Origin of the sequence: Rhizobium sp. Root482 (assembly GCF_001426565.1) — a bacterium.
Classification (GTDB): Bacteria; Pseudomonadota; Alphaproteobacteria; order Rhizobiales; family Rhizobiaceae; genus Pararhizobium.
The window spans coordinates 229268-250105 of the sequence record NZ_LMFA01000024.1; the positions used below are offsets into that span (position 1 = coordinate 229268).

Annotated in this window: 21 protein-coding genes and 1 tRNA gene; 4 read left to right on the plus strand and 18 right to left on the minus strand. The window is 60.6% G+C overall.

Going from position 1 to position 20838, the window contains the following annotated elements:
- Positions 1–65: 65 nt before the first annotated feature.
- From fabI to fabA, 3 genes are all read right to left on the minus strand, one after another.
- Positions 66–872: an enoyl-ACP reductase FabI gene (fabI, locus tag ASD31_RS21340; RefSeq protein WP_056338837.1), complete on the minus strand. Its 807-nt coding sequence runs from the start codon at positions 870–872 to the stop codon at positions 66–68.
- 4 nt (positions 873–876) lie between these two features.
- Positions 877–2100 carry a beta-ketoacyl-ACP synthase I gene (gene fabB, locus ASD31_RS21345; protein ID WP_056338839.1) on the minus strand — a complete coding sequence of 408 codons (1224 nt, stop codon included), beginning with the start codon at positions 2098–2100 and terminating at the stop codon, positions 877–879.
- 79 nt (positions 2101–2179) lie between these two features.
- Entirely contained in the window at positions 2180–2695 is a 516-nt protein-coding gene (gene fabA, locus ASD31_RS21350) for a 3-hydroxyacyl-[acyl-carrier-protein] dehydratase FabA (protein ID WP_056338841.1), read from the minus strand.
- A gap of 318 nt (positions 2696–3013) precedes the next feature.
- On the opposite strand from fabA, the gene irrA reads away from it, so the two are divergent.
- Entirely contained in the window at positions 3014–3433 is a 420-nt protein-coding gene (gene irrA / locus ASD31_RS21355) for an iron response transcriptional regulator IrrA (protein WP_056338843.1), read from the plus strand.
- Between the two features lie 10 nt (positions 3434–3443).
- Here irrA and ASD31_RS21360 read toward each other — a convergent pair whose 3' ends face one another.
- From ASD31_RS21360 to ASD31_RS21410, 11 genes are all read right to left on the minus strand, one after another.
- Positions 3444–4079, minus strand: a complete 636-nt coding sequence (locus ASD31_RS21360) for a trimeric intracellular cation channel family protein (protein WP_056338845.1) — start codon at positions 4077–4079, stop codon at positions 3444–3446.
- An 81-nt stretch (positions 4080–4160) separates the two neighbouring features.
- Positions 4161–4949 (minus strand): YdcF family protein, encoded by a 789-nt coding sequence (locus ASD31_RS21365; RefSeq protein ID WP_056338847.1) that lies wholly within the window; start codon positions 4947–4949, stop codon positions 4161–4163.
- A gap of 78 nt (positions 4950–5027) precedes the next feature.
- A complete protein-coding gene (locus ASD31_RS21370) occupies positions 5028–6218 on the minus strand; it encodes a TMEM43 family protein (RefSeq protein ID WP_056338849.1) in 1191 nt (396 codons plus the stop codon).
- Between the two features lie 238 nt (positions 6219–6456).
- Positions 6457–7017, minus strand: a complete 561-nt coding sequence (locus ASD31_RS21375) for a transglutaminase-like cysteine peptidase (protein WP_056338850.1) — start codon at positions 7015–7017, stop codon at positions 6457–6459.
- A 219-nt stretch (positions 7018–7236) separates the two neighbouring features.
- Positions 7237–9387: a GumC family protein gene (locus ASD31_RS21380; protein WP_056338852.1), complete on the minus strand. Its 2151-nt coding sequence runs from the start codon at positions 9385–9387 to the stop codon at positions 7237–7239.
- A gap of 132 nt (positions 9388–9519) precedes the next feature.
- Positions 9520–10296: a metallophosphoesterase family protein gene (locus ASD31_RS21385; protein WP_056338854.1), complete on the minus strand. Its 777-nt coding sequence runs from the start codon at positions 10294–10296 to the stop codon at positions 9520–9522.
- Positions 10293–11690: an O-antigen ligase family protein gene (locus ASD31_RS21390; protein ID WP_162251176.1), complete on the minus strand. Its 1398-nt coding sequence runs from the start codon at positions 11688–11690 to the stop codon at positions 10293–10295. The genes ASD31_RS21385 and ASD31_RS21390 overlap by 4 nt, the downstream gene beginning before the upstream one ends.
- Positions 11691–11751: 61 nt before the next feature.
- Positions 11752–12417 (minus strand): hypothetical protein, encoded by a 666-nt coding sequence (locus ASD31_RS21395; protein ID WP_056338859.1) that lies wholly within the window; start codon positions 12415–12417, stop codon positions 11752–11754.
- Positions 12418–12688: 271 nt separating this feature from the next.
- Positions 12689–13105 (minus strand): hypothetical protein, encoded by a 417-nt coding sequence (locus ASD31_RS26105; RefSeq protein ID WP_156392753.1) that lies wholly within the window; start codon positions 13103–13105, stop codon positions 12689–12691.
- Positions 13106–13245: 140 nt separating this feature from the next.
- Positions 13246–14250, minus strand: coding sequence for an NAD-dependent epimerase (locus ASD31_RS21405; protein ID WP_056338864.1), 1005 nt, complete (start codon positions 14248–14250; stop codon positions 13246–13248).
- A 42-nt stretch (positions 14251–14292) separates the two neighbouring features.
- Positions 14293–15600 (minus strand): UDP-glucose dehydrogenase family protein, encoded by a 1308-nt coding sequence (locus ASD31_RS21410; RefSeq protein WP_056338866.1) that lies wholly within the window; start codon positions 15598–15600, stop codon positions 14293–14295.
- Between the two features lie 229 nt (positions 15601–15829).
- Between ASD31_RS21410 and ASD31_RS21415 the strand changes: the two genes are divergently transcribed.
- Positions 15830–16717, plus strand: a complete 888-nt coding sequence (locus tag ASD31_RS21415) for a hypothetical protein (RefSeq protein ID WP_056338868.1) — start codon at positions 15830–15832, stop codon at positions 16715–16717.
- 61 nt (positions 16718–16778) lie between these two features.
- On the opposite strand, the gene ASD31_RS21420 is transcribed toward ASD31_RS21415, so the two are convergent.
- From ASD31_RS21420 to ASD31_RS21435, 4 genes are all read right to left on the minus strand, one after another.
- Positions 16779–17516: an HIRAN domain-containing protein gene (locus ASD31_RS21420; protein WP_056338869.1), complete on the minus strand. Its 738-nt coding sequence runs from the start codon at positions 17514–17516 to the stop codon at positions 16779–16781.
- A 1-nt stretch (position 17517) separates the two neighbouring features.
- Entirely contained in the window at positions 17518–18471 is a 954-nt protein-coding gene (locus ASD31_RS21425) for a HipA domain-containing protein (protein WP_056338871.1), read from the minus strand.
- Between the two features lie 111 nt (positions 18472–18582).
- Positions 18583–18658: transfer RNA gene (locus ASD31_RS21430), tRNA-Ala, on the minus strand.
- Positions 18659–18858: 200 nt separating this feature from the next.
- Positions 18859–19251 (minus strand): TIGR02300 family protein, encoded by a 393-nt coding sequence (locus tag ASD31_RS21435; RefSeq protein ID WP_056338873.1) that lies wholly within the window; start codon positions 19249–19251, stop codon positions 18859–18861.
- A gap of 247 nt (positions 19252–19498) precedes the next feature.
- On the opposite strand from ASD31_RS21435, the gene ASD31_RS21440 reads away from it, so the two are divergent.
- On the plus strand, positions 19499–20149 hold the full coding sequence (locus ASD31_RS21440) for an FMN-binding negative transcriptional regulator (protein WP_056338875.1): 651 nt from the start codon (positions 19499–19501) through the stop codon (positions 20147–20149).
- A gap of 24 nt (positions 20150–20173) precedes the next feature.
- Positions 20174–20800, plus strand: a complete 627-nt coding sequence (cmk, locus tag ASD31_RS21445) for a (d)CMP kinase (RefSeq protein ID WP_056338877.1) — start codon at positions 20174–20176, stop codon at positions 20798–20800.
- The last annotated feature ends 38 nt before the right edge of the window (positions 20801–20838 follow it).

Genomic DNA, 20838 nt, shown 5'->3' on the forward strand with positions numbered 1-20838 from the left:
TGGCCCTGAACTGGCAAGTTCAGCGCCAAAATTCAAGAGGCGGCGAGGGATGAGCGGCGCGGAATTTAATCCGCGTCCGCCTTGTTCAGCGTGTCGAGCGCCGGCATCGAGGTAATGTTGTAGCCGGAATCGACATAGTGGATTTCGCCGGTCACGCCGCGCGACATGCCCGAAAGCAGGTAGAGAGCAGAGCTGCCGACATCCTCGATCGTCACTGTACGGCGCATGGGCGAGTTCTTCTGCTGCCAGGAGAGCATGGCGCGCGCATCCGAAATGCCGGCGCCGGCCAGCGTGCGGATCGGTCCGGCCGAAATGGCGTTGACGCGGATGCCGCGCGCACCGTAATCGGCCGCCAGATAGCGCACCGAGGCTTCGAGCGCGGCCTTGGCGACGCCCATGACATTGTAGTTCGGCATGACCCGCACGGAACCGCCATAGGTCAGCGTCAGCATCGTGCCGCCATCCGTCATCAGTTCGGCGGCGCGCTTGGCGATCTCGGTGAAGGAGAAGCAGGAAATCAGCATGGTGCGGCTGAAATTGTCACGCGTCGTATCGGCGTAGAGGCCCTTCAACTCGTTCTTGTCGGAAAAGCCGATGGCATGCACGATGAAGTCGAGCTTGCCCCATTTTTCCTTGAGTGCATCGATGACGGCATCGACGGAGGCGATATCCTCGACGTCGCAGGGAAGCAGGATATCCGATTTCAGTTCCGCCGCCAGCGGCTTGACGCGCTTGCCGAGCGCCTCGCCCTGATAGGTGAAGGCCAGTTCCGCGCCTTCCGCCGCCACCGCCTGGGCAATGCCCCAGGCGATCGAGTGGCTATTGGCGACGCCCATGATGAGGCCGCGTTTTCCGTTCATGATGCCGGTCATTGGCTTATCCGTTATAGCGCTGGAAAACGAGCGTTGCGTTGGTTCCGCCGAAACCGAAGGAATTGGACAGCGCGATATCGATCTTGGCATTGTCGATGCGCTTGCGCACGATCGGCACGCCTTCGAATTCCGGATCGAGTTCGGTGATATGGGCGCTTTCGCCGATGAAGCCGGCCTGCATCATCAGGAGCGAATAGATCGATTCCTGCACGCCTGCGGCACCCAGCGAATGGCCGGTAAGCGATTTGGTCGACTGGATATGCGGGATCCTGTCGCCGAAGACCTCGCGGATCGCGCCGATCTCCTTCGAGTCGCCGACCGGCGTCGAGGTGCCGTGGGTGTTGACGTAGTCGACCTCGCCCTTGACCGTCGAAAGGGCCTGGCGCATGCAGCGCACGGCGCCTTCGCCGGATGGGGCGACCATGTCGTAGCCGTCCGAGGTGGCACCATAGCCGGTGATTTCGGCATAGATCTTGGCGCCGCGCGCCTTGGCATGTTCCAGTTCTTCCAGAATCAGCACGCCGGCGCCGCCGGCAATGACGAAGCCGTCGCGGGTAATGTCGTAGGCGCGCGATGCGGTGGCCGGCGTCGCGTTGTGCTTGGAGGTCATGGCGCCCATGGCGTCGAACAGGTTCGACATGGTCCAGTCGAGATCCTCGTGGCCGCCGGCGAACATCACGTCCTGCTTGCCCCACTGGATCATTTCCATGGCATTGCCGATGCAATGCGCCGAGGTCGAGCAGGCCGACGAGATCGAATAATTGACGCCGTAGATCTTGAACCAGGTGGCCAGCGTGGCCGAGGCCGTCGAGGACATGGCCTTCGGCACCGCAAAGGGGCCGATGCGCTTGGGCGAATTATTCTTGATGGTGATGTCGGCCGCTTCGATCAGCGTGCGGGTGGAGGGGCCGCCGGAGCCCATGATGATGCCGGTGCGCTCATTGCCGCCGACATCGCTGTCTTCCAGGCCGGAATCGGCGATCGCCTGCTTCATGGCGACATGGTTCCACATGCCGCCCTGCGAAAGGAAGCGCGCCGCCCGGCGGTCGACGAGATCGGTCGTGTCGATGTTCGGCGCTCCCCAGACCTGGCACTTGAAGCCGTGGTCGGCGAAATCCTGGCTGAAGCTGATGCCGGAGCGGGCATCGCGCAAGGACGCCGTCACTTCGTCAGCATTGTTCCCGATGGAGGATACGACCCCCAGGCCTGTGACAACTACCCGTCTCATATCTCTGTCCTTTTCTAGAACATCTCGTTGCGAAGGCGGCTGTCGCCGCCCTCAGGCTTCCGGCAGCTATCGCGCCGCCTTAGGCTTCCTTGTCCTTCGACAGGCCGACGCGCAGGTCGGTGGCCTGATAGATCGTCTCTCCATCGGCCTTCAGCCAACCGTCGGCCGTGCCGAGCACGAGGCGGCCACGCATGACGCGCTTGAAGTCGATGCCATATTCGAGCAGCTTCGTATCCGGGCGCACCATGCCCTTGAACTTCACTTCGCCTGTCGACAGCGCCATGCCGCGACCGGGCTCGCCGAGCCAGCCGAGGAAAAAGCCGGTCAACTGCCACATGCCGTCGAGGCCAAGGCAGCCCGGCATGATCGGATTGCCCTGGAAATGGCAGGGGAAATACCAGTCGTCGGGACGCACGTCATATTCGGCGCGGATATAGCCCTTGTCGAAGGCGCCGCCGGTTTCGGAAATATCGGTGATGCGATGAACCATCAGCATCGGTGGCAGGGGCAGCTGGGCATTGCCCTGTCCAAACAGTTCGCCACGACCGCAGGTCAGGATTTCTTCATAGTTGAAGCTGGATTGTCTGGTCGTCATGAACTGTCGTTTCCCCACTGCATCCGTTTTTGGTTGACTTGGTTTAGAGCAAGATAGGCACAATTTGAAGCATCGCCAGACGAATCCAGGTCGTTTCGCCGTTTTCCATCCCGCCAAGCCTAAGCCCTATTTCCGCCGTCGCATACAGGAAGGGGCGTGCAACAGCTAGAGATAATTGGCTTTTGCCCCAAGATTCGGGCTGTTTTTCGCGCCTTGGCCGCCGCTGGCGGCTAACGTCTATTGAAAGCATTGTCGGCAAAAGTTATATCGGCGGTCGAATACTGTTCCGCAATAGCCAGAAAGTCCGGATCCGTTTCCATGACGAATGCCATCGAGATCTGTTCGGAAGAACGCCTGCGCCGCTCCGGCCTGAGGCCGACGCGCCAGCGCATGGCGCTTTCGGACCTGATTTTCGCCAAGGGCGACCGTCACCTGACGGTGGAGGAACTGCACGAGGAAGCGGTCGCGGCCGGCGTTCCCGTATCGCTGGCAACAGTCTACAACACCCTGCACCAGTTCACCGAAGCCGGCATGATCCGCGTTCTGGCGGTGGAAAGCGCCCGGACCTATTTCGACACCAATGTCTCCGACCACCATCATTTTTTCGTGGAAGGCCATAATGAGGTGCTCGATATCCCGGTCAACAATATCTCGATCGGCAACCTGCCCGAGCCGCCCGACGGCATGGAAATCGCCCATGTCGACGTGGTGATCCGCCTTCGCCGCAAGCGCGGCTGATTTTCCCGCCTCACATCACATCGTCCGGATTCCGGCCCGGCCGCGGATCGCCGGTCGGCAAGGTCCAGCCGTAAATCAACGCGCCGCCGCGCACCGCAAAGGCCGTGGCGACACCGAGGGTCGATGCGACGACAAGCGGCGCGCCGAGCCAGTCGGCGGCGGTAAAGACGGCGGCGCCGGCAAGGGCGGCAGTCACGTAGATTTCCGGGCGCCGCAGCACCGAGGGTTCGCCCGCCAGAAGATCGCGCAGGATGCCGCCGAAGGTCGCCGTCAGCATACCGGTGACGAGCGCCACGATTGGCGAGCCGGTCGCCGCCAGCCCCTTGGCGGCACCCATGACGCTGTAGGAGGACAGGCCGATCGCATCCAGCCAGAGCAGGTACCGGTAGCGTGATTCCATCAGGTGAGCGGAGAAGAAGACGAGGAAGCTCACGGCGGCGCAGACGACGAGATAGATCGGATTGGTAACCCAGAACACCGGCGTGGCGCCGAGAATGACGTCGCGCAGCGTGCCGCCGCCAATGCCGGTCACCGATGCGAGGAACAGATAGCCGATGATGTCGAGCTGCTTGCGCGATGCCGAGAGCGCCCCGGTCGCGGCGAAAACCGCCACGCCGGCATAATCGAGAATTTCCAGGATCGGCATGTTTCCCCTCCGCAGAGATCGAGAAGGACCATAATGCCGCCCTGCCGTCAACGGCAGGACCGCCTGCCGCCAACGGCGCTCTCAATCCGGAAAAAGTGTATGCGTCCGGCCGGTGAGATAATAGGCGAGGAGGCCCGTCCATTCGCGCATCGCGGTGGTCGTCAGTTGTGCATTCAGCGACGGCTGGCTGAAATCGAGGGAAAGATTGAGGACGCTGCTGGTGCGGTAATCCACAGGCCAGGGCGTCACCGTCAGGCCGAGCTTGCGAAACAGCCCGACGGAGCGCGGCATGTGGAAGGCCGAGGTGACGAGAAGACAGTTCGAAAGCCCGTGGCTCTCGAGCATGTCCTTGCTGTTATCGGCATTTTCGGAGGTGGTCCGCGACCGGTCCTCGCGCAACAGCCGTTCCGGGGCAATGCCGAAGGCGGAAAAGAAGGCTTCGGAGGCGTGCGCATCGCCTTCATAGGTTCCGCTGAACGAGCCGTCGCCGCCGGAGACGAGGATGCGCGCCGCCGGATAGCGCCTCGCCAGCTTCGCGCCCTCGATGAAGCGATCCGCCGCCTGGTTGAACTCCGTGCCGCCGCGTGCCGCGATCACCTCGTTTTCGAAGGCGCCGCCGAGAATGATGATGCAGGAGGGGTCGGCGGGAAGGTTTGCTGGCCGGGCGATGCGGTTTTCGAGCGCCTGCAGCAGGACGCCGCCGGTGCTGGTGAACAGGGTAAGGAAAAACAGGGTAGCGGCGATCCCCGCCAGCGCCCCATGCAGCCGCTTGAAGCCGGCGGCCCCGAACATATAGCTCGCCAGCAGAAGAAAGAAGATCAGCGACAGCGGCTGGGCGAGCAGCCAGAAGATTTTTGAGGCAAGAAACATCGATACCTTACGGCCTTGCGGCCTGTCTTTCATGGGCGCGCCGTGGGCGGGTGAATCGACGGCGCGGCTGAAAGTGCTTCAGCCGCGCCCGAATGTCGAGACCGGCGCTGTCTTCGCGAGTGGCGCCCGGTTGCGCCTGAGATAGATCAGTCCGCCGGCTGCGAGCGCGCCGATGGCGATGACGGCGATTGCAAGAACGGGGCGATAGGCAATCCAGGCGATGGCGATGACCAGCGGCCCCAGGAGCAGTGTCAGGATCGCCGCGATCACCGAGGTGCCGAAGCCGACGATCGAGCCGATGAAGGGGATGACATCGGCGGCGATACCGAGGATCGACAACATCATCGCGAAGCCGATGAACATGCCGACAAGCCCGCCGATCCGCACCAGCCAGGTGATCAGCGTATTCTCGCTCTGGGCGGCATCGAACATTTCGGCCGGCGTTGCCCGGCCGGCGGCGCTCAGCAAGAGGTCGCGGCCATTGGAGGCCTTGTAGGGGATGAGGCTCGTGCCTTTCTGCGCGCCGACAAAACTGGCCTCGGAAATATCCTCGCGCAGAAAGCTGATGCGCAGGTCGCCGATCGCCGGACTTTGCCGGTTGCGCGAGACGTGGATCGTCGTGCCGTCCGCCTTCACCGGGCGGTCTGCATCGAGCGCCGCGGCAACGGTCTGGACGACATCGGGCGTCAGCTTGACGGGACTGTCCGTGCCGAGATTTGCGACGGTTTCGCCATCGACCGTGAAGACGCCCAGCTTGGCCGTGGCCACCGTGAAGCGCTCGCCCTCGATCGGCATGTCGGGATTTTCATGCTGTGCGGATTGCGTGAAATCGGAGGAATCGACCCGGCGCGGCCGCCACTCCTTCTTGTAGCTGTAGGTGGTGACCGTTTCCTCACCGCCGCCGAGGGTCTTGCTGGTCTCGCTGCTCTTTTCCTCGACCCATTGGTACATCTCGACCTTGCGGGTGAGGCCGGCAGCCCCCTCGGCGCTCATGCCGAGGGCCGGATCCTCCGGCGTGCCATCGGGCGTGACCGAGCCGGAAATATGAATGAGCCTGCCCTCATTGGCTGGATCGGCGGCATTGCTGTCAACCGAGACGACGATGCCGGCGCCCTCGTTGAGGGCGCGATAGGTCTGCACCGAGCGCCCCTCGTTCCAGGACAAAAGCCAGATCATTCCCAATACCAGAAGCGGGCCGATGATGAGGCCGGCAAGGCCGTTCTTCAGCCGGGAGAACCACGATGTCCTTGTCGTTTCGGTAAAGCTCATATCCCTGCTCCCCCAGGCGCTCCAGCATAGGACGGCTGGCCTGCCGCGCTTATTCATTCGCCTCAGGTGCTAGCAGAAAATCAGGGAAATTGAAGAGACCTTCGCGCGCTGGCGTGAACCCTCTTTGGGGCCTTTCGCGGGGTGACGCCGGTTTGTCCAACCGTATCGGACAAAAAGCAACTGGCGGGAAAGCCGCGCTTTCCCGCCAGACGGATAGGAAGGGTTGTTGTGTGGCCGGTCAGTGTGCCGTCCAGCGGGTCGGGTCGGCGGAGGCGACACTCAGGAAGCGGTAGCCGGTCTGGTTGCGCTTGACGATCGTCTTGCGCAGATTGTCGAGGGCGAATTCGCCGGCAGAGGTCTTGACGAGCAGGATCGCATGGCCTTCGCCGCGCCGCGTGCGAACCACCGCTACCCTGAGCGCGCTTGCCGGAATGCCGGCGCGGATGAGGCGGCTGCGCTTGGTCATGACGTAATCGTCGCAATCCCCGGCGCGCGGATTGAGCGACCAGACGTCGCGGCGCTCGGCGAGCGGACGGATGCTGCGGTTGACGGAGCGATTGACCGAGGCGAGAAGCCCCCGGATCTTCGACGTATAGGCAACCTGCGACTTGGCGCTTTTCGTGCACTCGGCGATATGATCGAGGCAATAGAGCGAAAAGGCGATCGGTGCGACCGACGTCTGCCGCTGGATTTTGGCGCCGCCGCGCGTGGCTCCCAGATTGATGGCATAGGCCGAGGAAATGCCGGTGGCGCCGAACACCGCCAATGTTGCCAGCGCAATGACCGTCTTCTTGAACATGATCCCGTGTCCCTGTCGTGTCAGCCTTCTGTCCAAGGCCTTGTTATGGGACCGAATTCATTTCGGATCAGGCGGAGCGCGTCATGCCGAAGCGGTTATCCGTTTCGTCCACCTGTATCATCACGATACAGATGACGTTTTTCGGCGCGCTTAAATGGAAAGAGACAATTTTACCGGTTTTGCTTTTTCTGCCCGACCGACATTGAGGGACGCAGGGCGCTATTCGGTGTAGTAGCCCGAATAGCTGTAATTGCCCGACATCTTGTTGCGGTCCTGCTGGTTGAGCAGGGCAACGATGCCGGTCTCCGGGCTCTTGTTTTCCCTGAGCGCCGCCACCGCCTGCCTGGCGCTTGATTGCGGCGTGCTGGCCCATTTGATGACGAAGACGATCATATCGGCATGGCGGGCGAGATAAAGCCCGTCGACCACCGGTTCAACCGGCGGCGTGTCGAGGATGACATAGTCGAAATGCTTGCGGGCGCTGGCGAGAATCCGGCCCATCTTGTCGCTCATCACCAGTTCGTCGGTGGCGATGTCGCTGCGGCGCCCGCCCAGAAGCACGGTCAGGCTGGACAAAGGATCGCGCATGATCAGCGAGGTCAGGGTCGCCGAACTGCGGTCCTGGCGCAGATAATCGATGAAATCATGGTTGGGCTCGAGATTGAGATGCTTGTTGACGCTCGGCTTGCGCAGGTCGCAATCGATCAGCAGCGTGCGCTTGCCGGTCAGGGCATAGGCCCGGGCCAGCGACAGGGCCATGGTCGATTTTCCTTCCGCCGGCAGTGCCGAGGAAACCATGATGATGGTGCCTTCGTCGCCGTCCTGCGGTTTCGGCAGGCCGCGCTTGCGTTCCTGCTGGTCGAGCGTCAGCCGCAGCCGCCGTACGCTTTCGCTGAACAACGACAGGGGCGCGGTGACCATCAGATCGGCGAGGCTCGACGTGGGATTGGCGAGCTTATGGTGTTCGTCGCCTGTCGCCTGGCGGGGCGCAATGGCCGAGAGCGGTACTTTCAGCACGGCTTCGATCTGGTTTTCGCTGATGAAGCCGCCGATGAAATATTCGCGCAGGACGGCAAGCCCGATCCCCAATCCAAGTGCTGCCACCAGCGACAGGGCCAGCATCATCCGACGGTTGGGAAAGGACGGTGCCGTCGGCACCAGCGCCGCCGAGACGACGCGGCTGTCGGGCAATTGCAGCGCCGATTGCGCGTCGAGATCCTGAAGCCTTGTTTTCAGCTTCTGGTACTGGTTGAGCAGAATTTCCGAGGATTGCTGCAGGCCGTAGATCCGCGCCTGTACTTCCGGGGGCAGATTGCTGCGCAGAAATGTGGTGCGGATTTTCTGCCGAACCTCGTTGGCGCGCTCGTCGTAACCGGTCACGGCTTCCTGTAGGCTCCCGACCTCGCGCGACGCGAGGCTGGCGAGCGACGTATCGATCTTGGCAAGCTCCGCCCTCAGATTGACGGCTTCGGGATTGTCATCTGCAAGCTGGGCGATCCGGCCTGCGAGGTCTTCCCGCTGGCTCTGATATTGGTTGAGTGCGTCGGATTGCAGCTGCGCCACCAGTGTCGAATAATCCTGCGAGCGCAGCGATTTCTGCAGCGTCTCGACCCGGCTCATCTGGCTGGCGCGATCCGTCTTGATCTGTTCCAGCTGGGTGCGCAGGGCCGCGAGGGTGAGCGAATTGGTCTGCTTCTCCAGCCGGTCTATATTGGCGGTGATATAGGAATCGAACGCCTTCTCATTCTCGATGATGGCGGCACTGGCTGCCTCCACCTGGTTCTGGACCGTATCGCGATTGGCGAGAGTCGCGGAAACCTTGGCGTCGATCTGTGCCTGGATATAGATTTCGCTCATCGAATTGGCGAGCCTGGCCGCCTTGGCCGGGTCCTTCGAGGTCACGCCGACGGTGATGAGATAGGTGAGGCCGTTTCGGTTGACCGCCGTTGCCTTCCTGAAGGAGCCGAGAACCTTTGCCAGGGCCACTTCGCCGGTGGGGGCGGGCGGCAACGGGATTTTCAGCCAGCTCAGGGCTCGGTCCTTGAAGGACAGGTTGATGCCGAACTCGCTATCGGCGACGAGATCGTTCTCGCGCACGACATTGAGCAGCACGCTGTCCGACTTCAAAATGCCGACTTCGCTTTCGACGCGGGAATTATCGGCATTCGGATTGGAAATGATATTACTGGAATCAAGAAGGTTCTTGGTGCTTGTATCCACAAGTATGAGGGACGAAGCCGTGTATCTGGGCGTCAGAGAATAGGTAAAGATGATCGTCAGGACAAGAACGACCGCGATTGTCGATAAAATCAGCCATAATTGTCGGCGCACTAATCCAAGGATGGCCTTGAGGTCGATTTCAGCGTCCATTAAAACTTAACCATTACTTTCAGCTTGCGCCGATATTGAAATATGAAAGATTCTTAAAAATAAGGTAGGTGCTCTATTTGCCGCATTTTTACCAGAACCGGCGCGGGCGACAATCGCGAAGTTCAAACATTGTTAACTGCTCTGGATGATCTCCGGCGGATTGCGGCGCGAAAGACGCACCGCCGAAAGGATGCCGCTCATATAGGCGCCGGTATCGACGTTGATCCGCGCCGGCCCGATCTCGACCGCATCGACCGGCGTATGGCCATGGACGGTGACGAAACCGGCCGAAGCCGGACTTGCCCCAAGGTCTCCCGGACGTAGCCACAGCAGGTCCATGTCCTGTTGCGCCTCGAGCGCCACGCCGGGCCGGAGGCCGGCATGGACGAGACAATGGCCGGGCACGCTGAGAAGCGAGGGCAGGCTTTCCAGGAAGCCGATATGCTCGTCGGGAATATGGGCCTGCAACGCGCTTTTCAGCGCCTTGCGGCCAGTGGGAAGCGTGTACAGACCATAGGAATAAAGAGTTTCCAATCCGCCGAAATCCAGCCAGCGATGGTCCGGCGAAGGATTGCGCAGGAAGTCCAGCATCGCGTCTTCATGATTGCCGGCAAGGCAGATGCGGCGGATATCGCCGCGCGGCTTTGCTGTCAGCCGGTCGAGCACCGAGGCCGATTTCGGCCCGCGATCGACATAATCGCCGAGCATGACCAGCCATTTGCTGCCGTCACGCCCGCGACTGTCCTTAAGAATCCGGTCTTCCAGCCTGGCAAGGAGATCGTCGCATCCATGCACGTCGCCGATCGCATAGAGATGATCGGGCCCTTCGTTGAAGAAGAGCTTCCGCCTTTGTCCGGCCGGCGGCAGATCGGCGCCGCCGCGCAGAAAATCGAGTATCCCGCGGATCATCGCCGTTCCCCTTCGCCCGGACGCCGAAGTTCGAATTGCCTCGCCCAGGCGGTGGCCAGGATGGCGACGAAGACGAAGGTGACGGCCTGGATCTCAAGGCTGAAATCCACCAGCGAATGCACGGCGGCGACGAGAATGGTGCCAAGCCCGCAGCGGACCAGCATTTCCTGCCCCGACGCCCTCACATAGGCCAATGCCAGTTCGAACAGGATGAGCCCGGTAATGACCAGCGGCAGGCTTCCGAATACCAGTCCATATTCCGCCCACAGCGCCAGATAGGTGGAATGGGCCTTGTCCCAGACGAGATCGACGCTGACCGGGGCCTGGTGAAACAGCGGATAGGCATATTCGAAACTATTGCCGCCGAAGCCGAGGAGCGGCCTGTCCCTGATCATCTCCATCACCTGCCCGTAAAGCTCGAGCCGCACGTCGGAGGCTTCGCCGATCGAGCCCAGCCTTTCGAGGAAGATTGTCCCAAATCCGAGGAGGCCGAGGCCGGTAAGGGCGGGAATGGCGAAGAGCAGCAGCCAGATGCCCCGCCGGCTGCCTTCGCCCGTTCGCTTGGCAAGCGCCAGCAGGAGCGAAGCGATCATGCCGCAGAGCCCGGCAAACAGGCCCATGCGCGAATTGGTCGCCACCAGCGTGATGACGAGGATAAGCCAGCCGAGACCGAGGATGGCGACGCCGTTCCTGCCGAAATAGGTGCCGAAGACGGATGTATCGCCCTTTTCCTGGGGTTTCTCCGTCATGCGCTCGATCATGAGATTGATGCCCAGCACACTGCCGAAGGCAAGGAAGGTGGCAAAGGAATTGCGGTTAATGAAACCGCCCATGGCCGAGCCGAAATATTTCCATTTCGGAATGCCGAGGATGGTATCGCCGAACTGCAGGAGGAACAGCAGCGAAATCACCGCGTGAAGGACGATGGCCCAGTAGATGAGCTGAATGAAAATCCTGGCGCGTTGCGGATTGCTGGTGATCTGCACCACCAAGAAGAACAGGAGCCCGTAGGTGCCCCAGCGCAAGAGGGCAAGCAATGTGTCGCCCGGCGTGAGGCTGATCGTGGCGCTGTCGATCATGGCCTGCGGATCGGCAATTGTGGGTACCGAAGGCGCCAGTCCACCGATCGGCAGGATCTGGACGATCATATAGGCGCCAAGCGCTGCGAACAGGCCGAACGGGACCGCAAGATGGCGCGGCCCGACGCGAAACCGCGCCTTCGCCAGCGCCATGCGGCCGAAAAGCGCGGCCCCGCAAAGCGAGATCAGCATGGCCCACAAAAGCCAGAAGGCCGGCTTGGTGCTTCCGAAGGCGAAAGGTGCGAGAAACACGATGCCGGCGATAGGCCAGACAAGCTGGTTGTTCAGCCGGAAGCGCTGTGAGTGGTAGCGCATGGTTTTTCTCATCTCCTTGGCCGTCTCCATGCTGCCTGCCCATGCCGTCTCGAATATCGCCTCATCCCTTGTCCATCGCCCTCTTGACCGATCGGAGAAAGCTCATCTGCCGCTGCGGGGGCATTGTTTCCACCACTGCGGTGATCCGCGCGCGGAAATCCGGGCTGGCGATATAGCGTTGCGCGATCAGCTTGACGCCGCGCTCGCTGCTGGCCAGGAGCCTGAGATCGGCATCCTCCGCCTTGCGCGCCGCTGGGTTCAGCTGCGTAAAATAGGTCTCCGCCAGATTGACGCGATAGCGTGCGATCCATTGCTCGTTGGGGGCCGTCAATTGCGAATTGCGCAAAGCGAGATTGAAATCCTCCATCCTCAACAGCCGCGCGGAGGCGGCCGCCCGGGTGAGCCAGGCAAAGCCATTGCTCGGAGCCTCCGCGACAATCTCGCCGGCCCGATCGGCGCATGTTTGGACGATGCCGCGCGCCGCCGCGTCGATCATGTCGAGATCGCTATAGGCGAGCACGATGCGGAAGCAATCCTTCATCACCAGCGTTCGCGAATAGGAGGAAAGCCCCAGGGCGAAATCCTCGCCGCCATAGGCATCGGGCGTGACGGCCTGCTCGATCGGCTTGGCGAGGAACGGCGACAATTCCCGCCACAGTCCGTAGCCGCTCGCCGCCGAGACCAGCAGACAGCAGAACGCCGCCACCCATTTTTTCCACATCACCATGATGCGACGCTTCCGGCGAACCCGCTCGGACCGCCCCGCATGGGCAGGGCCGCACCGCAACCTGACCGGCTTGTCATTCCTGTCATTCCAGCGAAATCCGTTTCTTCAACCTGATCATGGCGCGGTTCCACCGCCTGCGTCTACAGGTATCTCGAAGGCTCGGCATGTCCCGAGCCAGGAGCCGCCTCGCTTTCGGGCGGATGCCTTGTCCCGACAGCCGGACAAAAAAAGCGCCCCGTGGGGCGCTTTGGGCGAAAGATGTGCAATCGGCTCAGCTCGCCGGCTCGTCTCCGAAACCCTCGTCTCCGAGTGCCGCGGTCGCCTGGCCAGGATTGCCGGCCTTCAGTGCGGAGACAACCTGCTGGACGAAGGGCATGGCGGCGACGGCGGCCGGGCTGAGCCCCGTCTGCGCCGTGGCGGCGATATTGCCAAGCTGGACGGAGATTGCCGGATTGGTGATGGCAAGCGTACCGATCGCCTTGACCAGCGAAAGCAGCAGCTTGTCCTTGGCGGGGCCGGTCGGCATGGAGGAGATTTCGCTGGCGAGAGACTGTGCCTGCGACACGCAATTGCCGGTGCAGCTGGCAAGGCCGGAGACAGCCGCCGAAGACGGTGCTGCCTGTGCCGGAACGAAGGAGAATGACGCGCAAATCGCGACAGCGGAAATCAGCAAGGATCGCTTGAACATATTGGACCTCTGAAAAATAAACTAAATAGGAAAATCCTGCAAAATTAATTCTATACTAACCACATTCCTGATCGCTTGTAAATTCCGTCCGAATCGAATTCCGGTGCGGTCGGCCTGTCTGCGCAACGGCGAAACGGCCGTCAGGCCGCCGCCATTTCGGCGCGATACCAGTCGACGAAGCGCCTGACGCCGTCTTCCACCGGGATGGACGGCTTGAAGCCGGTGAGCGCGGCGAGCAGTTCGGGCGCGGCGAAGGTTCTCGGCACGTCGCCCTGCTGCATCGGCAGCATCGTGCGGATCGCATTCCGGCCGAGCGCCGCCTCGACGGTCTCGACGAAATGCATCAGTTCGACCGGCTGCCCGCCGCCGATATTGACGACGCGGAACGGTGCGTGGCGCGACAGCGTGTCGATCCCCTCGATGCGGTTTTCTTCCGCCGGCACGACGCTCATCAGTTGGACGATGCCTTCCACCAGATCGTCGATATAGGTGAAGTCGCGGCTCATCCGCCCTTCGCCATAAATCTCGATCGGCCGGCCGTTCAGGATATTGTCGACGAATTTGAACAGCGCCATGTCCGGGCGGCCCCATGGGCCGTAGACGGTGAAGAAGCGGAAGGCCGTGGTCGGGACATTGTAGAGATGGGCGTAGCTATGGGCCATCAGCTCGGCGGATTTCTTCGTCGCGGCATAGAGCGTCATCGGCTCGTCGGCCCGGTCGGTCTCGGCGAAGGGGATTTTCTCGTTGGCGCCGTAGATCGACGAGGTCGAGGCAAGCAGCAAATGGCGCGGCTTGACCGCCTTGGCCAGTTCCAGCACGTTCCATGAGCCGAGCAGATTGGAATCGACATAGGCCTTGGGGTTTTCAAGGCTGTAGCGCACGCCGGCCTGGGCAGCGAGATGGACGATGACGTCCGGTTCGCCGGCCTCGGCCGCCCTGTCCAGCGCATCCCTGTCCTCCAGCATGCCGATCACCGGCTTGAAGCCGTTCGAACGGGCAAGGATGGCATGGCGCCGTTCCTTCAGGCGCACATCGTAATAGGGCGTCATGCCGTCGAAGCCGGTCACGAAGTGACCGTCGTCGAGCAGGCGCCTGGCCAGATGAAAGCCGATGAACCCCGCCGTGCCCGTGATCAGATAGCGCATGCCGGCTCCTTGATTGCCTGGTGGATGGGAAAAGATCGCCGCCTATTCCGGCCGGCCGACGCTGGTATAGGCAAAGCCGTGCCTTTCCACATCGTCGCGGTGATAGATGTTTCTGAGATCGACGAGGACAGGCACCTTCATCACCGCCTTCAGGCGTTCGAGATTGAGCGCCCGGAACTCGTTCCATTCCGTGACGATCACCAGCGCATCGGCACTGTCGGCCGCCGTATAGGGATTGTCGGCATAGAGGATGTCCGGCATCATCTGCCTTGCATTGCACATGCCCTCCGGATCGTAGCCGGTCACAATGGCGCCGGCATCGGTCAGCGCCTGGATGATGGCGATCGCCGGGCTGTCGCGCATGTCGTCGGTATTGGGCTTGAAGGTCAGGCCGAGTACCGCGACCTTCCGGCCACGCACATCGCCTCCGGCGGCCGCGATCACCTTGCGGCCCATGGCCCGCTTGCGGTTGTCGTTGACGGAGACCACCGTCTCGATCAGGCGCACCGGGCTGTCATGGTCCTGCGCCGTCTTCACCAGCGCCAGCGTGTCCTTCGGAAAGCAGGAGCCGCCATAACCGGGGCCGGCATGCAGGAACTTTCCGCCGATGCGCCCGTCGAGCCCAATGCCGCGCGCCACTTCCTGCACATTGGCGCCGACTTTTTCGCAAAGATCCGCCATTTCGTTGATGAAGGTGATCTTCATGGCGAGAAAGGCATTGCCGGCATATTTGATCAGTTCGGAGGTCCGCCGCGTGGTGAAGAGCAGCGGCGCCTGGTTGAGATAGAGCGGCCGGTAGACCTCTGTCATGACAGGGCGGGCGCGCTCGTCGTCAAGACCGATGACGATGCGGTCGGGCCGCTTGAAATCGTCGATGGCCGCGCCCTCGCGCAGGAATTCGGGGTTGGAGACCACGGCGATGTCGGCCTCCGGATTGGTTTCGCGCATGATCCGCTCGACCTCGTCGCCTGTCCCTACAGGCACCGTCGATTTCGTGACGATGACGGTGAAGCCGGTCACATGGGCGGCGATCTCGCGGGCGGCGTCATAGACATAGCTGAGGTCGGCATGGCCGTCGCCGCGCCGCGAAGGGGTTCCGACGGCAATGAAGATCACGTCGCTCTCGGCGACGCTCCCCGCCAGGTCGGTGGTGAAGGAGAGACGACCGTCCCTCACATTGTCGGCCACGAGTTGTTCAAGCCCGGGCTCGAAGATCGGGATGCGGCCGGCGGTAAGCGCCTCGATCTTGCCCGCATCCTTGTCGAGGCAGGTGACCTCATGGCCGAAATCGGCAAAGCAGACCCCGGAAACCAGCCCGACATAACCCGCGCCGATCATGGTGATTTTCATGACTTACTCCAGAATGACCCGAACGCGCCTGAAGGCGTCAAGCCTGGCGCGCGTCGTGCATCCATAGTCAAACAGAGGCGCCTTGCCAATGCCGGTGGCACTTTCATTGGGTTTGCCGCTATCGGGCGGTGTGTTGCTACAGCGCGACAACAAGTACCGGCGTAAAATGATAGGTTGTATTGTTAGAGCGGATTGGCTTTGATGAGCGCTCATCTCATCAGGTATCCATATGTCCGTCCGATATTACATCTTTCCCGAAAGCGAAGAGCCTATGCGTCTGTCTCAGCGATTGGTCGAAGGGCTGACACATGGCAAGGATGCGATGCCGCAGTATGCGGGTACACGGCAAAAAATCGTCGGTGCACTCATCCACAATGAGGGCGGCAGGCCCGTTCAAATTGAACAGACGTACGGCACGATCTGGACGTTTGACGAAGCTGGAGAAATCAGAGAAGGGCTTCATGAAGCTCTAGCCGAAATCATGAACGCTATGGAGGAAACGCAATCATCCTCCGCCACGGTGGTTTCACTCCGTCCCCAGTTGAACAAGAAAAGGCTGGCTGAAAAGTTTCGATGGGAACCCACCAAGGCGGATATTGATCGTGTGGTTGGAGACCTCTGGCCGGCGTCTAAGGCTGACCGCCTCAAAGAAGCCAAGGGGACGTCAAAGCGAAAGCCGCCCCTCTCATATGATGCCTCTCACGCGTTGACGAAAGTTTCACAAGGATTCTGGGAGATTGCCCGGGAAATTGACCGGCTAAAAGAGCCGAGCCTGAAAGGTTTTGCGTTCGAGAGCCGGAGTAAGGCTAAAGAAGACCCGGAATACAGACACCTATACGAGGCGCTGGCCAAAATGGCTGACGACAGGGTCGAACTCTTGAAGCGAAAGCGTTCAGGTAAGGGCATCTGGTACGCAGTTATCGAAGTCATGCACCAACGTGAGGACTACGTCGAAACAGTTCAAGTGATCCGGGAACGCTGTGAAGGGCGCAAAGCCGCGGTGGCCGCAGCTCGTCAGCTGTTGGCCAAAAATCTACACCTTTTCGATGATCTGGTCGCACTGGAGACAAGGGTTATGACGGATCTTGAGTGGGAGGTGATGAGCTTTCCCAACTGATTGATCCTCCATGTACTAAACCTTCAAACGGAAGCGATGATCCGCGCTAACGCGTAAAGAACTAAGCTGCCAGCGAGCTGGCTTTCCCACCTGCAATCCGAGCGAATACGTGGGCCCTCGGACGCCCTGGCTCACCATTCAGGCGTTCAATCACAGCCGTTATCCGTCCTTCACGCATCCACGTTAAGAATGCTGAACATTGAAACTTGTTCACATAGCCAATCTTCTGAGAAAGGGCATTTATCATTACGGCATTCTTGTCATAGGCGTTGTCCCGCTCTGCGACAAACTCCACGCCCTCGCCTATCGAGTTCTCAAGACTGCAGTTTTTCGCATAATGCCTGTAACCTGCGACTTCGAGTAGAATTTCGCGGGGCTGCACTCTGTCATCAAACGGGTCAACAAGCGCAAAACCATCTCCGGGCAACTTCGCCTCAGTGATTCCAAGTAGCGCGAAGTCCGATACTTTCACATTCAGGCCTAAGCGAAAATGCGCTCGGTAGTCTGCGAAGTCGGAGCGGCTTCGCGGTGGAAGCCTTCGTGAGAAAGCCTCCAACACGCCGCTGTTGTGAATGGGACGATCTGGATTGAACGCAGGATACTGCGCGAATCCCAAACGCCGGACGATACCGAGCGGAGTGTCATTGATGCTGAAAAACTCTTCCTCTGAGAAATAACGGAACGTGGCCGCCAACCCCGCTTCAAGCTGCCCTACGGCGAAGCGAGTCCGGTTATTGGCACTGTCCGGTGCCTGCCAAGTCAGAAGGAGCCTGTTGGGCTCAACAATGTGTTCGATCATATTAAGCATTATCCGCACATAACGCTAAAAGGAGTTCGCGACGACGAACCAGAAGGGAACGAAGAAAATCTGCACGCACTTCACTGAACTCGACAGGCGAGTCGAAGTTCCTACACCAACTGAGAACATCAGTTATTTCTTCGTCAGTGAATCGAATCATAAATTCGTCGGCAATGCCAGCAGGTTTGTAGGCAACGAGAAACATTTCGCACAATTCGATGAATCGGTCACCTTTGGCGATATTTCCCGCAGCACAGTGATGGCGACCGCGCCGGATGTACGCATCCAAGTCCCGCAACCTATTCAATTGCTCATCCGTCTCACCATAGCTCAGACTGGAACCGTTATCGAACAATGGTGCCATGCTGTACCCGTAGTTATTGGCTCCGGTTGGAAGGGCTAAAAGCCCCCAGTTGTCTGGATGCCTATCACCGTTCCCGATCAGCGCATCAAAGAAGAACGCTTTGGCCCACCACTCCTTGAAATTGCTAATACCAAGGCTTCTTGCAATTGTCAGATTGGCTCGCATCGAATGGGGCCTGCCCCGTCTTCGATCATAGTCTCCAGACAGCCAGGCGTGGATGAAGTCGCTGCCTGGTATGAAGCGTAGTGGGGGCTCATTTTCATAGCCATAAAAGAACTCCATCAATACGCCTACCTGACCTTCTCTGCTATCGATGGCGAGGAAACAGGGAGGGACCATCGGCCCCACCGCCCTTGAAAGCTCGTAGGCAATTAGCTCGGACCAAATTTGCCTCTGCTGCCAGCCTGACGGGGTTTTGAAAAGATACTTGTGATTCGGTAACAAAAATGGAAGCAGTTCGCCGGTCGGTGACGTCAGGAGGCGTTTCGGCTGCTTACCTTCCGGGTAGTACGGATAATCAGGGTCGCCCATCCAATCGGCAACGTCAACGATCTCATCAGGCTGCTGGCGTATTCGATGCTGTAACGCCATGCGCCTCGCTCCCCTGGCAACAGTTCGTGCTGCCTGTGTGCTGCTCGGTAGAAAATTACTTCACACTGGGTCGAAATTGACCGGCTAACCAATTGATACGAAAAGAAAGATTGGTGGAGCTAAGCGGGATCGAACCGCTGACCTCTTGCATGCCATGCAAGCGCTCTCCCAGCTGAGCTATAGCCCCATTTCGGGTCCGGCGATGCCGGTTCCGGGAACCCGTCCGAAGCGCTTGCCCCGGGCAGGTGCGGCTTCATACTTCCGCTTTTGGAAGATGGCAAGCCGAAAAAGAGTGTCGGGCGAGATTTTGTCGGGGGCGCCCGGTTCCTTGCGTTCGCGGATCGGCCGAAACCACCCGCGAACGCGATTCAGTGCGTTTTGAGAGGCTTAGACCTCGTCGTCGTCGTCCGATACGCCGATCAGGTCGGACAGGCCGTCCTCATCGTCTTCGTCGGCCTCGAGGAACGTATCGTCGTCATCGTCGCCGTCAATCTCGACTTCATCGTCGCCGAGATCCGGAATGTCGTCGCCGCCGGACGCTTCGCTATCGGCGTCCTCGAGCGAAACCAGTTCGACCTCGGTGTTCTCGGTGTCGACTTCCGCCACTTCGTCTTCCTCGGCGACTTTCTCCATCACCTTGGCGACCGATGTTTCCTCGAAGAAGGACAGCGGATAGGATTTGCCGGTATAGGGAGAGACGATCGGGTCTTTGTTCAGGTCGTAGAATTTACGGCCGGTCTCCGGATCGACGCGCTTTGTTCCAAGTTCCGCTTTTGCCACAGTCAAAGCCTCTTGAATGGCCGGGGTCACCGGCTTTAGCCGGAAAGCCGGCGTTGAACATGAAATGAATTAGCCGGTCCCCATAATCGTCTTGGCCTTATCTGTCAAAGCTTAACTTGCCCCGCCTCTCGTCTCGCCACTTGCCATTCCCATGGCCGCTCCCCTGGCTGCGCTTTTCTTCTGCGGCATTGATGACCGCGCGGTCGCTTCATGATAGGCAGCGCGAAAAGGGAGGAGAAAGGCCGCGATGTACGAGCCGCCGCATTTCAGGCAAGACGATCTCAGCGCCCAGCATGCGCTGATCCGGACCTTTCCGCTCGGGCTGCTGATCACCTGCGCAGCCGATGGCCCGGTCGCCAATTCCATTCCGTTCCAGCTTATCGAGGACGATGGGGAAAAGGGGCTCCTGCGTTGCCATCTGGCGCGGGCCAATGCTCAATGGCGCGGCATCGGCGAAGGTTGCCCGGTCCTGGTGGTCTTCCAGGGCGTCGATTCCTATATCACACCGTCCTGGTACGAAACCAAGCGCGAAACCGGCAAGGTCGTGCCGACCTGGAACTATGCAACTGTCCAGGTGCGTGGCCCGGCCCGCCTGGTCGAGGACGCCGGCTGGCTGCTGCGCCATGTCAGCGCGCTGACTGATCGTCATGAAGCAGGTCGGCCCGAGCCCTGGGCGGTGACCGATGCGCCCGAGACCTATATCGAGGCGCAGATCAAGGGCATCATCGGCATCGAGATCGAGATCGCCGCGATCACCGGCAAGTGGAAAGTCAGCCAGAACAGGCCCGCCGCCGATAGCGCCGGTGTCGCGGATGGGTTGGCCAAGGGGCGCGGCGGTTCGTCCGGCGCCGCGATGGCGCAGATGGTGCGCGACTACGCGAGGCCGACTGTAAAATAGCATGCACGGAGCCAGGAACACTTTATGATCATCGCCATCGACGGGCCCGCGGCAGCGGGCAAGGGGACATTGTCGCGCCGCGTTGCGCAGGAATACGGTTTCCACCATCTCGATACCGGCCTCACCTACCGCGCCACCGCCAAGGCGCTGATCGACGCGGGCCTGCCGCTCGACGACGAGGCGCTGGCGGAAGGTGTGGCACGCGAGATCGAGCTTGCCGATCTCGATCGCGAAATCCTGTCGGCCCATGCGATCGGCGAGGCGGCCTCGAAGATCGCCGTCATGCCGCTGGTGCGCCGGGCATTGGTGGAGGCGCAGCGCGCCTTCTCGGTGCGGGCACCCGGCACGGTGCTCGACGGTCGCGATATCGGCACCGTCGTCTGCCCGGATGCCCCGGTCAAGCTCTATGTCACGGCGTCGGCGGAAGTGCGGGCGCGGCGGCGCTTCGACGAGATCACCGGCAATGGCATTCCCGCCGATTTTCTGGAAATCCTCGCCGATATCGTCAAGCGTGACGAGCGCGACATGGGCCGGGCCGACAGCCCGCTTCGGCCGGCACCCGATGCGCACTTGCTAGATACGTCCGAAATGAGTATAGAGGCCGCATTCTGGGCGGCAAAGACCATCATCGATGCCGCATTGAAGCATTAGGCAGGTTCGGAAAGTGTATCACGGTTTTCCGATCTGAA